Consider the following 14,083-nt stretch of genomic DNA (forward strand, 5'->3'; position numbering starts at 1 on the left):
GCGGGCCCGGCCTCAGCTCTTGATGTCGCCGATCTTCGGCGCCGGCTCGTTCTTGTAGTTGGCCGGGCCGAAGTTGTCCTTCACGGCCTTGTCCCAGGCCTTGTCGGCGACCATGGCCTCGAGCGCGTCGTTGATCTTGGCCTTGAGGTCGCTGCCCTTCTTGACGCCGATGCCGTAGTTCTCGTTGGTCATCTTGAAGCCGCCGAGCTTGAACTTGCCCTTGAACTGCGACTGGGAGGCGTAACCGGCGAGGATCGAGTCGTCCGTGGTCAGCGCGTCGATGGCGCCGGTCTGCAGACCGTTCAGGCAGGCGGAGTACGTCGGGTACTTCTGCAGGTTGGCCTTGGGCGCCAGCTTCTCCTTGACGTTCTGCGCCGAGGTCGAACCCGTGACCGAGCAGAGCTTCGCGTTGTTCAGGTCCTCCGGCGACTTGATCTTGTCGTCGTCGGCGCGGATCAGCACGTCCTGGTGGGCGAGCAGGTACGGCCCGGCGAAGTCGACCTTCTCCTGGCGCTCCGGGGTGATCGAGTACGTGGCGGCGATGAAGTCGACGTCACCGCGCTGGAGCATGGTCTCGCGGTCGGCGCTCTTCGACTCCTTCCACTCGATCTGGTCCTCGGTGTAGCCGAGCTTCTTGGCGACGTACGTGGCGACGTCCACGTCGAAGCCGGCGTAGCCGTCCGGGGTCTTCTGGCCGAGGCCGGGCTGGTCGAACTTGATGCCGATGGTGATCTTCTTGCCGTCACCGCCGGAGGAGCCGCTGTCCTTGTCGTCGCCGCCACACGCGGTGGCGGTCAGGGCGAGGGCGAGCACGGCGGCCGAGGCGGCGGAGACCTTGCGAAGCTTCATGGTGAACATCCTTTGGCTGTGATCAGACGATCTGACGATCAGGCGCGGGAGACGAAGTCTCAGTGGTGCAGGATCTTCGACAGGAAGTCCTTGGCACGGTCGCTGCGCGGGTTGCTGAAGAACTGGTCCGGCGTCGCCTCTTCGACGATGCGGCCGTCGGCCATGAACACCACGCGGTTGGCCGCCGAGCGGGCGAAGCCCATCTCGTGCGTGACCACGACCATGGTCATGCCGTCACGCGCGAGCTGCTTCATGACCTCCAGGACCTCGTTGATCATCTCGGGGTCGAGAGCCGACGTCGGCTCGTCGAAGAGCATGACCTTCGGGTCCATGGCCAGCGCCCGCGCGATGGCGACGCGCTGCTGCTGACCGCCGGAGAGCTGAGCGGGGTACTTGTCCGCCTGGGCGCCCACGCCGACCCGGTCGAGCAGCGCGCGGGCCTTCTCCTCGGCCTTCTTGGCGTCGACCTTGCGGACCTTGACCTGGCCCAGGGTCACGTTCTCCAGCACCGTCTTGTGCGCGAAGAGGTTGAAGGACTGGAAGACCATGCCGACGTCGGCACGGAGCCTGGCCAGTTCCTTGCCCTCCGCGGGAAGCGGCTTGCCGTCGATCGCGATCGACCCCGAGTCGATGGTCTCCAGACGGTTGATGGTGCGGCACAGGGTGGACTTGCCGGACCCGGAGGGTCCGATGACCACGACGACTTCGCCGCGGGTGATCGTCAGGTCGATGTCCTGGAGCACGTGCAACGCGCCGAAGTGCTTGTTGACACTCTTCAGGACGACCAGTTCGTCGGTCGCGGCCTTGTCTTCCTTGGCCACCGATACTTCGGTCATCGCTCTCGGGCTCCGTCCTCCTCGGTTTCGGAGGACAGTAGTGACCCGGGACACTCTGCGTCTCTACATCTGAGGGAGATCTGAGCATCACGATCCGATAGCAATCGGACACGAGTCGTAGCACTTGTGAGCAGGGCGCATATCGGCCGGATAACTTCGAGCGGCCGTGACCGGAGACCTCTTGACGCGGTCCCTCCGCATCAGCGTCACTGCACAAGGCGTGCACGCGCGTGCACGCGTCTTTCGCACTTTCTACGCGTCCTGAGCGTACGGCCGATGAACCGAAGGGAGCCCGGATGAGACTGCTGCTCGTCGAGGACGACAACCACGTGGCCGCCGCCCTGTCCGCGATCCTGGCACGGCACGGCTTCGACGTCACCCACGCGCGCAGCGGCGAGGAGGCGCTCCAGGCGCTCGTCCCCGAGGTCGACTGCTTCGGCGTCGTCCTTCTCGACCTCGGCCTGCCCGACCAGGACGGCTACGAGGTCTGCGGCAAGATCCGCAAGCGCACCAGCACGCCGGTCATCATGGTCACCGCCCGCTCCGACGTCCGCTCCCGCATCCACGGCCTCAACCTCGGTGCCGACGACTACGTGGTCAAGCCGTACGACACCGGGGAGCTGCTCGCCCGGATCCACGCCGTCAGCCGGCGCACCGCCCAGGAGGACGCCACCGGGAGCACCGAGACCGTGGTGCGCCTCGGCGCGCTGCGCATCGAGCTGCCGACGCGCCAGGTGAGCGTGGACGGAGCGGTCGTCCAGCTCACCCGCAAGGAGTTCGACCTCCTCGCCCTGCTCGCCCAGCGCCCCGGAGTGGTGTTCCGCCGCGAGCAGATCATCAGCGAGGTCTGGCGCACCAGCTGGGAGGGGACCGGCCGCACCCTGGAGGTGCACGTCGCCTCCCTGCGCGCCAAGCTGCGCATGCCCGCGCTCATCGAGACCGTCCGCGGCGTCGGCTACCGCCTCGTCGCGCCCACCGGATAGCGGGGCCGGGTGAGCACACGCCTGCTCCCGCTGCTCATCGTCCTGATGGCGGCCGTACTGCTCGCGCTCGGCGTTCCGCTCGGCGTGAGCGTCGCACGCGCGGAGCAGCAGAAGGTCGTCATCGACCGCATAGACGACACCGCACGCTTCGCCGCGCTCGCCCAGTTCGTCACCGAGGACGTGCCGGGCGGCTCCCGCCCCACGAGCACGGACGAACGCCTGGAGACCCTCCAGACCGAGCTGACCAGCTACTACGAGGTCTACGGCATCAAGGCGGGTGTCTTCTACCGCAACCACATCCCGATGGCGAACGCGCCGACGACCTGGTTCCTGCCCCAGACCGGCGAGGTGCGCGACTCCTTCGACGAGGCGCTGCTCAGCCGTCGCAGCCACGACCCGCGGCAGGTGTGGCCCTGGCAGGACGGACAGCTGGTGGTGGCCTCGCCCGTCATCCGGGACGGCGACGTGGTCGCGGTCGTCGTGACGGAGTCGCCGACCGACTCGATGCGGTCGAGCACCCTGCGCGGCTGGCTGGTGATCGGCGCCGGTGAGATCGCCGCGATGCTGCTCGCCGTCGGCGCCGCGCTCCGGCTGACCGGCTGGGTGCTCAAGCCGGTGCGGGTCCTCGACGCCACCACCCACGACATCGCCACCGGGCGGCTCAAGTCCCGGGTCGCGCCGGCCGGCGGGCCACCCGAGCTGAGACGCCTCGCCGTGTCGTTCAACGAGATGGCCGACCACGTGGAGGACGTGCTGGAGCAGCAGCGCGCCTTCGTCGCCGACGCCTCGCACCAGTTGCGCAACCCGCTCGCCGCCCTGCTGCTGCGCATCGAACTGCTCGCCCTGGAACTGCCGGACGGCAACGAGGAGATCGCCTCCGTCCAGGCCGAGGGCAAACGCCTGGCCCGGGTCCTGGACGACCTGCTCGACCTGGCGCTGGCCGAGCACAGCCAGGCCGACCTGAAGGTCACCGACGTCGGCGCGCTGGCCGCCGAGCGGGTGGCGGCCTGGGCGCCGACGGCGGAGGCCAAGGGCGTACGGCTGGTGGGGGAGTGCCCGCCGACCACGGGCTGGGCCGACCCGGTGGCCCTCTCCAGCGCCCTGGACGCGGTCATCGACAACGCGGTGAAGTTCACGCCGCCGGAGGAGACCGTCCGGATCGAGGTCGCCTCCACCGGGGACGCCTCCACCGTCGTCGTCACCGACAACGGTCCCGGGCTCACCGACGAGGAGCTCGCGCGCGTGGGCGACCGTTTCTGGCGCAGCGGCCGGCATCAGAACATCAAGGGGTCCGGGCTCGGCCTGTCCATCTGCCGGGCGCTGCTCGCGGCGGGCGACGGTTCGATCTCCTTCGGCCACCACCCGCCGCACGGCCTGGAGGTCACCGTCACGGTGCCGAGGACGGGCACGGCGCCCAAGGAGCCCGAGCGGCCCTACGGCTTGACCGACCGGTAGTAGCGCCGGGCGCCCTCGTGCAGCTCCAGCGGGTCGGTGTAGATCGCGGTGCGCAGATCCACCAGCTGCGCGGAGTGGACGTGCGCCCCGATGCCGTCGCGGCTGTCCAGCACGGTCCGGGTCAGCCACTCGGTGAGCCGCGGATCGACGTCCGCGCGGGTCACCAGCAGGTTGGACACCGCCATGGTCGGCACCACGGCGCCGTTCTGCACGGTGGGGTAGGCCGACTCCGGCATGTTGGTGGTGCGGTAGTAGCGGGTCGCGCCGCCCGACTCGTGCAACTCGGTGACGAGGTCGTCGCCGATCGGCACGAACCGGAAGGCGGACGTCTCCGCGATCTGCCTGAGCCCGTCGGTCGGCACGCCGCCCGACCAGAAGAACGCGTCCAGCTCGTCGCCGAGCCGCCCGGGGCCGGTGTCGATGCCGTCCGCGCGGGGCGTGATGTCCGTCTCCGGATCGATGCCGACGGCCTTCAGGAGCCGGGTGGCGATCAGCCGTACGCCCGAGTTGGGCAGCCCTATCGCGACCCGCTTGCCCCGCAGGTCGGCGACCGACTGGATGTCCGAGTCGGTCGGCACCACGAGCTGCACGTAGTCGTCGTAGAGGCGGGTGACGCCCCGCAGCGCCTCGGCCCCGGGACGGCCGGCCAGCTTGTACGTCTCCACCGCGTCGGCCGCGGCGATCGTGAAGTCGGCCTCTCCGGACGCGACCCGCTCGACGTTCTCCTGCGAGCCCGCGCTGGTCATCAGCCGCACGTCCAGGTCCGGCATGTCCTTGCGCAGCTCGGAGCGGAGCAGCTCGCCGTACTTCTGGTAGACGCCCGCGCGGGTGCCCGTGCTGAACGTGATGCTCCCGCTCGGCGGCTTCTCCCCCAGCGGCAGCAGCCACCACAGCAGCAGCCCGAGCACGACGGCACCGGCGACCGCGCCCTGGGCGGCCCGGCGCCTGCCGATACGGGAGAGCAGCGTGGACATGGGGCCGATCCTGCCAGCCCGCACCGGCACTGACCAGGGCCGAGCTCACACCGCGGCCCCGGGAGCGCGGGGACCGTTGTCGGTGGCGGTCGCTAGAGTCCTCGGCATGAGCGACACCTCGCCCGCCGACCTGGTCCACGCCTTCCACCTCGCCTTCGGGCTGGACGCCCGCAGCGCCCCGACCGAGGTCCCGCCCGGCCTGGCGGCGCACAGAGGTGAGCTGCTCGCCGAGGAGGCCGCCGAGGTCGCGGAGGTGTCGGTGACGGGACCGCTCGACCGGCTCGCGCACGAACTGGCCGACGTCGTCTACGTCGCCTACGGCACGGCCCTCGTCCACGGCATCGACCTGGACGAGGTGATCGCCGAGATCCACCGCTCCAACATGACCAAGCTCGGCCCCGACGGCAGCGTCAGCCGCCGCGCCGACGGCAAGGTCCTCAAGGGCGACCACTACGAGGCACCGGACGTCTCCGCCGTCCTGCGCCGCCAGGGGTGGACGCCACGGACGCCGGACGCGGCGGAGACGCCGCGGACACCGGACATGCCGGAGACGCCGCGCGGCTGAGGCCCGCGCGGCTGAGCCCGCCGTCAGTCGCCGACCGACGCCTCCGCCCCCGTCGGCGTCCGGGACGCCCCGTCGGGGACGCCGCCGCCCGGGCGGTCGGGACGGTCGCGGCGGCCGAACAGGCGCATCCCCAGCGGCTCGGTGAAACGGGCGGTGAGGGGGCCGAGGACGACCAGGATGAGGACGTAGGCCGTGGCCAGCGGGCCCAGGGACGGCTCGATGCCGGCCGAGACCGCGAGACCCGCGATGACGATCGAGAACTCGCCGCGCGCCACCAGCGCCCCGCCCGCACGCCAGCGGCCCTTGACGGAGATCCCGGCGCGCCGTGCCGCCCAGTACCCGGTGGCGATCTTCGTCACCGCCGTGAGCAGCGCCAGCGCGAGGGCCGGCAGCAGGACCGGCGGAATGCTGGCCGGGTCCGTGTGCAGGCCGAAGAAGACGAAGAACACGGCGGCGAACAGGTCCCGCAGCGGGCTCAGCAGCGTGTGCGCGCCCTCCGCGACCTCGCCGGACAGCGCGATCCCCACCAGGAAGGCGCTCACCGCGGCCGACACCTGGAGCTGCTGCGCCACACCCGCGACCAGGATCGTCAGGCCGAGCACCACCAGCAGCAGCTTCTCCGGGTCGTCACTGGAGACGAACCGCGAGATGAGCCGGCCGTAGCGGACCGCCACGAAGAGCACCAGCCCCGCCGCGGCCAGCGCGACCGCCAGCGTGATGCTGCCGGTCATCAGGCCGGCACCGGCGACCAGCGCGGTGACGATCGGCAGGTACACCGCCATCGCCAGGTCCTCCAGGACCAGCACGCTCAGGATCACCGGCGTCTCGCGATTGCCGACCCGGCCCAGATCGCCCAGCACCTTGGCGATGACACCGGACGACGAGATCCACGTGACGCCGGCGAGGACGACGGCCGCCACCGGACCCCAGCCCAGCAGCAGCGCGGCCACCGCACCCGGCACCGCGTTGAGCGCGCAGTCGACGAGGCCGGCCGGATAGTGGGACTTGAGGTTCGTGACGAGGTCGCTGGCCGTGTACTCCAGGCCCAGCATCAGCAGCAGGAGAATGACACCGATCTCGGCACCGGTGGCGACGAACTCCTCGCTCGCGCCGAGCGGGAGCAGCCCGCCCTCGCCGAAGGCCAGACCGGCGAGCAGATACAGCGGGATGGGGGAGAGCCGGTAGCGCCCGGCGAACCGGCCGAGCAGCCCCAGCCCCAGGATGATGGAACCGAACTCGATCAGGAGGACCGCGGAGTGCACCGGCTCACTCCTGCCCGAGTATCGCCGCGGCGGCGTCGACGCCCTCACGGGTGCCGATGACGATCAAGGTGTCACCACCCACGAGCCGGAAGTCCGGTGCCGGCGAGGGGATCGCCTCGGCCCTCCGCAGCACTGCCACGATCGACGCGCCGGTCTCGGTCCGCATGCACGTCTCGCCCAGCAGCCGCCCGTTCCAGCGGGAGGTGGCGGACACCTCGATCCGCTCGGCGACCAGGCCCAGGTCCGTGGTGTAGAGGAGGTTCGCGCTGTGGTGCGAGGGCTTCAGCGCGTCGATCAGCGCGCCCGCCTCGGGGCCGGTCAGCCGCAGCGAGTGGGCGCACGAGTCGGGGTCGTCGGCCCGGTAGACGTTCACCGTGCGGGCGCCGTCGCGGTGTGCCACCACCGACAGATGGCGGTGATCCCGGGTCACCAGGTCGTACTGGACCCCGATACCCGGCAGCGGCGTCGCCCTCAGGCGTGGTGCTGACACGAGCTTTCCCCTCATTCGTCTTGCTTCCCTTGCCGCACTTCCCGCACGTACGTGACGTGCTCACGGCCCCGCCATGCTGTCATCCGCACGTACGGTGGCGATATGGGTGTCGTGACGGATATACGCGGCCGGTCGCGGGCGCGGAGGCTGGCCTCGGCGGTGTCGTGCGCGGAAGCCGAGAGGAGCGGAAAGAGGACCGTGTCGCTCTTCTGGCGGATCTTCTCGCTCAACGCCGCGGGCCTGTTCGTCGCCACCGCCCTGCTCCTGGGACCGCTCACCGTCTCGACGCCGGTCCTGCCCGGCGAGGCACTGATCCTGCTGGTGGGCCTCGCGGCACTCCTTGCCGGAAACGCGGTCGTCCTGCGCATCGGCCTCAACCCCCTGCACCGGCTCGGCCGGGCCATGGCCACCGCCGACCTGCTGGTGCCCGGCGCCCGCCCCGCGGTCGCCGGACCGGCCGAGGCGGCGCAGCTGATCGCCACGTACAACACGATGCTGGACCGGCTCCAGGCCGAACGGGCGGCCGGCGCCGGCCGCGCGCTCCAGGCCCAGGAACGCGAACGCCACCGCATCGCCCGCGAACTGCACGACGAGGTCGGCCAGACCCTCACCGCCGTTCTCCTCCAGCTCAAGCGGGTCGCCGACCGGGTCCCCGGCGAGCTGCGCGAAGAGGTGTCGCTGGCGCAGGAGGCCACCCGGTCCGGCCTCGACGAGATCCGCCGCATCGCCCGCCGGCTGCGCCCCGGCGTCCTGGAGGAACTCGGCCTCCCCAGCGCGCTGCGCTCCCTCGCCGCCGAGTTCACCCACCACGGGCTGTCCGTCGAGCACCACGTCCCCGGCGACCTGCCCCCGCTCGCCCCGGAGGCGGAACTGGTGCTCTACCGCGTCGCCCAGGAGGGCCTGACCAACACCGCCCGGCACGCCGCCGCCGACCACGCCGCGCTCAGCCTGCGTCCGCTTGCCGACGGTGTCGAACTACTCGTCCGCGACAACGGCACCGGTCTCGGCCCGGCCGCCGAGGGCGCCGGCATCCGGGGCATGCGCGAGCGGGCCCTGCTGATAGGAGCCGAGATCCACTTCGAACCCGCCCCCGGAGGGGGCACCGACGTACGCCTGCGCGTCCCCACCCCGCCCGGGGAGCGTTCCGCAGACCGAACCGGAGACAGCCCCTGATGTCCGCACGGCCCCCGATCCGCGTCCTGCTCGCCGACGACCACACCCTCGTACGCCGCGGGGTACGCCTCATCCTGGACGGCGAACCGGACCTCACGGTGGTCGCCGAGGCCGGTGACGGTGCCGAGGCGGTCGCGGCGGCCCGGGCCACCGAGGTCGACCTGGCCGTTCTGGACGTCGCGATGCCCCGCATGACCGGCCTCCAGGCGGCCCGCGAACTCTCCCGCAGGCTGCCCGAGCTGCGCATCCTGATCCTGACCATGTACGACAACGAGCAGTACTTCTTCGAGGCCCTCAAGGCCGGCGCCTGCGGATACGTCCTCAAGTCCGTCGCCGACCGCGACCTGGTCGAGGCGTGCCGGGCCGCCGTGCGCGACGAACCGTTCATCTACCCCGGCGCCGAACGCGCCCTCGTCCGGTCCTACCTGGACCGCATGGACCGGGGCGGCGACCTGCCGGAGCGGCCCATCACGGAACGCGAGGAGGAGATCCTCAAGCTCGTCGCCGAGGGCCACACCTCCAAGGAGATCGGCGAACTGCTCTTCATCAGCGCCAAGACCGTCGAACGCCACCGCGCCAACCTCCTGCAGAAGCTGGGCGTGCGCGACCGACTGGAGCTGACCCGGTACGCGATCCGCGCGGGCCTGATCGAGCCCTGACCAGCCCCGATCCGGGTTGTCCACAGGCGGCCCGGGCCATCGCCGCCGACCGCCTACCCTTATTGCCATGAGCAGCATCGACCGGAGCCAGACAGTGGGCGGCACGCGCACCTACGAAGTACGCACCTACGGGTGCCAGATGAACGTCCACGACTCCGAGCGATTGTCCGGCCTGCTGGAGGACGCGGGATACGTCCGCGCCGCCGAGGGCGCCGACGGCGACGCGGACGTCGTCGTCTTCAACACCTGCGCCGTACGGGAGAACGCCGACAACAAGCTGTACGGCAACCTCGGCCACCTCGCCCCGAAGAAGGCGAGCCGGCCCGGGATGCAGATCGCGGTCGGCGGCTGCCTCGCGCAGAAGGACCGCGACACCATCGTCAAGCGCGCCCCCTGGGTGGACGTCGTCTTCGGCACCCACAACATCGGCAAGCTCCCGGTGCTGCTGGAGCGCGCCCGCGTGCAGGAGGAGGCGCAGGTCGAGATCGCCGAGTCCCTGGAGGCGTTCCCGTCCACGCTGCCGACCCGGCGCGAGAGCGCCTACGCGGCCTGGGTCTCCATCTCCGTCGGCTGCAACAACACCTGTACGTTCTGCATCGTCCCGGCGCTGCGCGGCAAGGAGAAGGACCGCCGCCCCGGCGACATCCTCGCCGAGGTCGAGGCCCTGGTCGCCGAGGGCGTCTCGGAGATCACCCTCCTCGGGCAGAACGTCAACGCCTACGGCTCCGACATCGGCGACCGCGAGGCGTTCAGCAAGCTGCTGCGCGCCTGCGGGAGCATCGACGGCCTGGAGCGCGTCCGCTTCACCTCCCCGCACCCGCGCGACTTCACCGACGACGTCATCGCCGCCATGGCCGAGACGCCGAACGCCATGCCGCAGCTGCACATGCCGCTCCAGTCCGGCTCCGACCCGGTGCTGAAGGCGATGCGCCGCTCCTACCGGCAGGAGCGCTACCTGGGGATCATCGAGAAGGTGCGGGCCGCCATCCCGCACGCGGCGATCACCACCGACATCATCGTGGGCTTCCCCGGCGAGACCGAGGAGGACTTCGAGCAGACCCTGCACGTGGTGCGCGAGGCCCGGTTCGCCCAGGCGTACACGTTCCAGTACTCCAAGCGGCCCGGCACCCCGGCCGCCGAGATGGACGGCCAGATCCCCAAGGCGGTCGTCCAGGAGCGCTACGAGCGCCTCGTCGCCCTCCAGGAGGAGATCTCCTGGGAGGAGAACAAGAAGCAGGTCGGCCGCACCCTGGAGCTGATGGTCGCCGAGGGCGAGGGCCGCAAGGACGGCACCACCCACCGCCTCTCCGGCCGCGCCCCCGACAACCGCCTGGTGCACTTCACCAAGCCCGGCCAGGAGGTCCGCCCCGGCGACGTGGTGACGGTCGAGATCACCTACGCCGCCCCGCACCACCTCCTCGCCGAGGGCGCGGTCCTCGACGTGCGCCGCACCCGCGCGGGCGACGCCTGGGAGAAGCGCAACGCGGCCGAGCAGGCCAAGCCCGCGGGCGTGATGCTCGGCCTGCCGAAGATCGGCGTGCCCGAGCCCCAGCCGGCCGTGGCGAGCGGCTGCGGCTGCGACTGACCGCGGGGGAGTGCGACCCCGGGCGAGGCGCGGGGTTACGCTGCCGATCATGCTTGTCGCCGCCGCCGTCTGCCCCTGCCCGCCGCTCCTCGTCCCGGAGGTCGCCGCGGGCGCCGCACCCGAGCTGGACGCCGCCCGCGCGGCGTGCACGGACGCGCTGGGCGTGCTCGCCGCCGCCCGGCCCGACCGGCTCGTGGTCGTCGGACCCGCGGACTCGGCCGGGCCGGAGATCTACCCGCAGGGGACGCCGGGCTCGTTCCGCGGCTTCGGCGTGGACCTGGACGTGCGGCTGGGCCCGGACACCGGGGAGGCAACGCTGCCGGCCGGGAGCGAACTGCCGTACGGCTTCGCCGTCGGGGCCTGGCTGCTCGCGCGTACCGGCTGGTCCCACGCGCCCGTCGAGGGCGTCGGAGTGGGGGAGGGCCTTCCCGCCGAGCGGTGCGCCGCCGTCGGCCGTGACCTCGCCGGGCGGGCCGGGCGGATGGCGCTGCTGGTGCTCGGCGACGCCAGCGCGTGCCGCACCCTCAAGGCGCCGGGCTACCTCGACGAGCGGGCGGCGCCCTTCGACGCGGCGGCGGGGCGCGCGCTGGGCGCGGCGGACGTGACCGCCCTCGCCGGGCTGGACGTCGCCCTCGCCCGTGAGCTGAAGGTGTCCGGCCGGGCTCCCTGGCAGGTCCTCGCGGGCGCGGCCGGGGGAACGGGCCTGTCGAGCACGCTGCTGTACGAGGACGCCCCGTACGGGGTGGGGTACGTCGCGGCCGCGTGGTCGTAGTCGTAGTCGTGGCAGCGCCTCGGCGGACGGTCACGGAGCCGGTCAGCTGACGCGCTGATCCGCTCCGTGACCGTCCGCCGAGGCGAGGATGACCCGCCGGAGTGCCGGGTCAGGAGGCCGGAGGGGGTCCGGCCGGTGGCGTACCGCCCGGGGTGCTGCCCGGCGTGCCGCCGCCTCCGCCCGTTCCCTCGTCCTTGTGAGCGAGACGGTCCACGGCACCCTTGGCCTTGCCCGTGCCGGTCTGGATCCGGTCGCTGTACTTGCCCTTGGTCTTCTCGTCGACGGTCCGCGCCATCTTGTCGAGGCCGCGATCGATCTTGCCCTCGTGCTGCTGCGCGAGGTCGGAGACCTTGCCCTTCGCCGGTCCGAGTTTGGCCTTCAAGTTGTCCAGGAGACCCATGGTTCGCCTTCCCTCACGGGGCGGTCAGGTGCGGGCGCCCTTGTCGGTCTCGTTGTCGACGGCCTCCCCGGCGGACTGCTGCTTGGGGATGCCGACACCGTCCGAGTCGGCGGCCTCGGGGGCCGTGGCGGCCTCGTCGGTCTCCGCGGTGTTCCGAGGGCCGGACTCGGCCGTCTCCGCGGCCTCCGCCGTGTTCTCCTCCGCGGCCCGCTCGGTCTCCGTGCCGTCGGCCCCGGTCTCGGCGGCCGACGCCTCCTCGGTGTTCTTCGACTTCCGGAGAAGCCGTGCAAAAACGCCCATTTCAACTCCATACGTTACTCGTGCGGGCGAAATCCCGCGGCATCCGGTGCGTCCGATTGCGTGGCCGGGGCCATCGCCCCGGCCGTCCGGGGAGCGGGAACCTCGCAACGGGCAACGACCCCGGCCACGGACCGTCACGTAACTCGTTCGGGGGCGAGGTGCGGGGTTTGCGAGACTGGTGCGGTGAGCAGCGCACCCTCCGCCCCCCGTGTCATCGCCGTAGTCGGACCCACCGCGGCCGGAAAGTCCGATCTGGGCGTCTTCCTGGCCCAGCGGCTCGGCGGCGAGGTCGTCAACGCCGACTCCATGCAGCTCTACCGTGGGATGGACATCGGCACCGCCAAACTGACACCCGGGGAACGCGGCGGCGTCCCGCACCATCTCCTGGACATCTGGGACGTGACGGTCACGGCGTCCGTCGCCGAGTACCAGCGGCTGGCCCGCGAGCGGATCGACGCCCTGCTCGCCGAGGGGCGCTGGCCCGTCCTCGTCGGCGGCTCCGGCCTCTACGTCCGCGGCGCCGTCGACAACCTGGAGTTCCCCGGCACCGACCCCGAGGTCAGGGCCCGGCTGGAGGAGGAACTCGCCGAGCTGGGCTCGGGGGTGCTGCACACCCGGCTCGCCGCCGCCGACCCGGAGGCCGCGCGGGCCATCCTCCCCGGCAACGGCCGCCGCATCGTGCGCGCGCTCGAGGTGATCGAGATCACCGGCCGGCCCTTCACCGCCAACCTCCCCGGTCACGACTCCGTCTACGACACCGTGCAGATCGGCGTCGACGTGGCGCGCCCCGAACTGGACGAGCGCATCGCCCTCCGTGTCGACCGGATGTGGGAGGCGGGACTGGTCGAGGAAGTGCGCGCACTCGAGGCGCGGGGGTTGCGCGAGGGGCGTACGGCGTCGCGCGCGCTCGGCTACCAGCAGGTGCTCACGGCGCTCGCCGGTGACTGCACGCTCGACGAGGCGCGCGCGGAGACCGTCCGTGCCACCAAGCGCTTCGCGCGCCGTCAGGATTCATGGTTCAGGCGCGACCCGCGGGTGCACTGGTTGAGTGGGGGTGTGGCGGATCGCACGGAACTTCCGCGGCTCGCCCTGTCGTTGGTCGAACGACCGGTTACAGCCTGATCACGTGATGGCATCGGGACGCCCCGGCCGTCATCCCGGCCTCCGACGGCGTGCCATCATCGAGCTTCGATCGACCGAGTGAGTCCTAGTTGGGAGGGCGCGTGGCGATGGAGGCCGGCCCTCGCGACACCGCACCGAGCACCGAGCACGGCACCGCCGGCCCCGGTGGCCCGGAGCCGGACGGACCCGCTCTGAGCCCCGACGGCCCCGACGAGACTCCGCAGGGCGTGGCGGCCGACGGCCCCGAGCCCGACGAGATGTACGGGGACGAGGTCGAGGTCGAGCTGCGCCCCCAGCGGCGACTGCGGATCTGGCAGCTCGCGCCCATCGTCTGCCTGGCCGCCGTCGGCTCCCTGATGTTCGCCTTCCCGCTCGCCTTCGACTTCGGCGACAGCGGCGCCGTGATCGCCATGCTGGGGCTGCTGATCTGCTCGTGCGCGGCCGGCTGGGGCATGATGGCCGCCCGCCGCGTCGGCTACACCTGGCCCGGCCTCCCACAGCGCGGATCCGGGCGCCGTGCCGACTGGCGGATGATCACCGTCTACGCCCTGGCGGTCGTCGCGATCGTCGTCCTGGCCGTGTGGCGGGTGGCCCGCCTGCGGGGCTGAGACCCCCGCCCGCGCGCACCCCCACGCTCCCGCCCCCGGCTCGTCGTACC

General features: G+C 71.8%; 16 protein-coding genes. 9 read left to right on the top strand and 7 right to left on the bottom strand.

All coding sequences use genetic code 11. The features are described from left to right. Positions 1 to 12: 12 nt before the first annotated feature. Positions 13 to 849, bottom strand: coding sequence for a glutamate ABC transporter substrate-binding protein (locus tag ACFC1X_RS30030; RefSeq protein WP_376359393.1), 837 nt, complete (start codon positions 847 to 849; stop codon positions 13 to 15). Positions 850 to 908: 59 nt separating this feature from the next. Then, positions 909 to 1,685, bottom strand: coding sequence for an amino acid ABC transporter ATP-binding protein (locus ACFC1X_RS30035; protein WP_122618525.1), 777 nt, complete (start codon positions 1,683 to 1,685; stop codon positions 909 to 911). Positions 1,686 to 1,981: 296 nt separating this feature from the next. Here ACFC1X_RS30035 and ACFC1X_RS30040 point away from each other — a divergent pair, with 296 nt between their 5' ends. After that, positions 1,982 to 2,668 (top strand): response regulator transcription factor, encoded by a 687-nt coding sequence (locus ACFC1X_RS30040; RefSeq protein WP_376359396.1) that lies wholly within the window; start codon positions 1,982 to 1,984, stop codon positions 2,666 to 2,668. Between the two features lie 9 nt (positions 2,669 to 2,677). Further along, on the top strand, positions 2,678 to 4,123 hold the full coding sequence (locus ACFC1X_RS30045) for an ATP-binding protein (RefSeq protein WP_376359399.1): 1,446 nt from the start codon (positions 2,678 to 2,680) through the stop codon (positions 4,121 to 4,123). Here the strand turns inward: ACFC1X_RS30045 and ACFC1X_RS30050 are convergent. Then, positions 4,102 to 5,097 carry a TAXI family TRAP transporter solute-binding subunit gene (locus tag ACFC1X_RS30050; protein WP_376359402.1) on the bottom strand — a complete coding sequence of 332 codons (996 nt, stop codon included), beginning with the start codon at positions 5,095 to 5,097 and terminating at the stop codon, positions 4,102 to 4,104. The two genes, ACFC1X_RS30045 and ACFC1X_RS30050, sit on opposite strands and share 22 nt — an antisense overlap. A 106-nt stretch (positions 5,098 to 5,203) precedes the next feature. Between ACFC1X_RS30050 and ACFC1X_RS30055 the strand changes: the two genes are divergently transcribed. Next, a complete protein-coding gene (locus ACFC1X_RS30055) occupies positions 5,204 to 5,662 on the top strand; it encodes a MazG nucleotide pyrophosphohydrolase domain-containing protein (RefSeq protein WP_376359405.1) in 459 nt (152 codons plus the stop codon). 23 nt (positions 5,663 to 5,685) lie between these two features. Here ACFC1X_RS30055 and ACFC1X_RS30060 read toward each other — a convergent pair whose 3' ends face one another. After that, positions 5,686 to 6,924 (bottom strand): cation:proton antiporter, encoded by a 1,239-nt coding sequence (locus tag ACFC1X_RS30060; protein WP_376359408.1) that lies wholly within the window; start codon positions 6,922 to 6,924, stop codon positions 5,686 to 5,688. A 4-nt stretch (positions 6,925 to 6,928) separates the two neighbouring features. Continuing rightward, positions 6,929 to 7,414, bottom strand: coding sequence for a cation:proton antiporter regulatory subunit (locus ACFC1X_RS30065; protein WP_376359411.1), 486 nt, complete (start codon positions 7,412 to 7,414; stop codon positions 6,929 to 6,931). 102 nt (positions 7,415 to 7,516) lie between these two features. Between ACFC1X_RS30065 and ACFC1X_RS30070 the strand changes: the two genes are divergently transcribed. From ACFC1X_RS30070 to ACFC1X_RS30085, 4 genes are all read left to right on the top strand, one after another. Next, on the top strand, positions 7,517 to 8,587 hold the full coding sequence (locus ACFC1X_RS30070) for a sensor histidine kinase (RefSeq protein ID WP_376359414.1): 1,071 nt from the start codon (positions 7,517 to 7,519) through the stop codon (positions 8,585 to 8,587). Continuing rightward, positions 8,587 to 9,246, top strand: a complete 660-nt coding sequence (locus ACFC1X_RS30075; protein ID WP_122618520.1) for a response regulator transcription factor — start codon at positions 8,587 to 8,589, stop codon at positions 9,244 to 9,246. The genes ACFC1X_RS30070 and ACFC1X_RS30075 overlap by 1 nt, the downstream gene beginning before the upstream one ends. A 67-nt stretch (positions 9,247 to 9,313) precedes the next feature. Next, on the top strand, positions 9,314 to 10,831 hold the full coding sequence (gene miaB, locus ACFC1X_RS30080; protein WP_376359417.1) for a tRNA (N6-isopentenyl adenosine(37)-C2)-methylthiotransferase MiaB: 1,518 nt from the start codon (positions 9,314 to 9,316) through the stop codon (positions 10,829 to 10,831). A 49-nt stretch (positions 10,832 to 10,880) separates the two neighbouring features. Further along, positions 10,881 to 11,603 (top strand): class III extradiol dioxygenase subunit B-like domain-containing protein, encoded by a 723-nt coding sequence (locus ACFC1X_RS30085; RefSeq protein ID WP_376359420.1) that lies wholly within the window; start codon positions 10,881 to 10,883, stop codon positions 11,601 to 11,603. Between the two features lie 109 nt (positions 11,604 to 11,712). On the opposite strand, the gene ACFC1X_RS30090 is transcribed toward ACFC1X_RS30085, so the two are convergent. Next, on the bottom strand, positions 11,713 to 12,003 hold the full coding sequence (locus tag ACFC1X_RS30090; protein WP_376359422.1) for an antitoxin: 291 nt from the start codon (positions 12,001 to 12,003) through the stop codon (positions 11,713 to 11,715). A 24-nt stretch (positions 12,004 to 12,027) separates the two neighbouring features. Further along, positions 12,028 to 12,303: a hypothetical protein gene (locus tag ACFC1X_RS30095; protein ID WP_376359423.1), complete on the bottom strand. Its 276-nt coding sequence runs from the start codon at positions 12,301 to 12,303 to the stop codon at positions 12,028 to 12,030. A 183-nt stretch (positions 12,304 to 12,486) separates the two neighbouring features. Between ACFC1X_RS30095 and miaA the strand changes: the two genes are divergently transcribed. Both miaA and ACFC1X_RS30105 read left to right on the top strand, forming a co-directional pair. Next, on the top strand, positions 12,487 to 13,425 hold the full coding sequence (gene miaA, locus ACFC1X_RS30100; protein WP_376359426.1) for a tRNA (adenosine(37)-N6)-dimethylallyltransferase MiaA: 939 nt from the start codon (positions 12,487 to 12,489) through the stop codon (positions 13,423 to 13,425). A gap of 107 nt (positions 13,426 to 13,532) precedes the next feature. Then, entirely contained in the window at positions 13,533 to 14,033 is a 501-nt protein-coding gene (locus ACFC1X_RS30105) for a hypothetical protein (RefSeq protein WP_376359559.1), read from the top strand. Positions 14,034 to 14,083: the final 50 nt, after the last annotated feature.

It is taken from the genome of Streptomyces sp. NPDC056128 (assembly GCF_042263835.1).
Lineage (GTDB): Bacteria > Actinomycetota > Actinomycetes > Streptomycetales > Streptomycetaceae > Streptomyces.

Coding starts and splice junctions, on each gene's coding strand:
- ACFC1X_RS30030 (WP_376359393.1), bottom strand. CDS start 849: ATGAAGCTTCGCAAGGTCTCCGCCGCCTCGGCCGCCGTGCTCGCCCTC.
- ACFC1X_RS30035 (WP_122618525.1), bottom strand. CDS start 1,685: ATGACCGAAGTATCGGTGGCCAAGGAAGACAAGGCCGCGACCGACGAA.
- ACFC1X_RS30040 (WP_376359396.1), top strand. CDS start 1,982: ATGAGACTGCTGCTCGTCGAGGACGACAACCACGTGGCCGCCGCCCTG.
- ACFC1X_RS30050 (WP_376359402.1), bottom strand. CDS start 5,097: ATGTCCACGCTGCTCTCCCGTATCGGCAGGCGCCGGGCCGCCCAGGGC.
- ACFC1X_RS30055 (WP_376359405.1), top strand. CDS start 5,204: ATGAGCGACACCTCGCCCGCCGACCTGGTCCACGCCTTCCACCTCGCC.
- ACFC1X_RS30070 (WP_376359414.1), top strand. CDS start 7,517: ATGGGTGTCGTGACGGATATACGCGGCCGGTCGCGGGCGCGGAGGCTG.
- ACFC1X_RS30075 (WP_122618520.1), top strand. CDS start 8,587: ATGTCCGCACGGCCCCCGATCCGCGTCCTGCTCGCCGACGACCACACC.
- miaB (WP_376359417.1), top strand. CDS start 9,314: ATGAGCAGCATCGACCGGAGCCAGACAGTGGGCGGCACGCGCACCTAC.
- ACFC1X_RS30085 (WP_376359420.1), top strand. CDS start 10,881: ATGCTTGTCGCCGCCGCCGTCTGCCCCTGCCCGCCGCTCCTCGTCCCG.
- ACFC1X_RS30090 (WP_376359422.1), bottom strand. CDS start 12,003: ATGGGTCTCCTGGACAACTTGAAGGCCAAACTCGGACCGGCGAAGGGC.
- ACFC1X_RS30095 (WP_376359423.1), bottom strand. CDS start 12,303: ATGGGCGTTTTTGCACGGCTTCTCCGGAAGTCGAAGAACACCGAGGAG.
- ACFC1X_RS30105 (WP_376359559.1), top strand. CDS start 13,533: ATGGAGGCCGGCCCTCGCGACACCGCACCGAGCACCGAGCACGGCACC.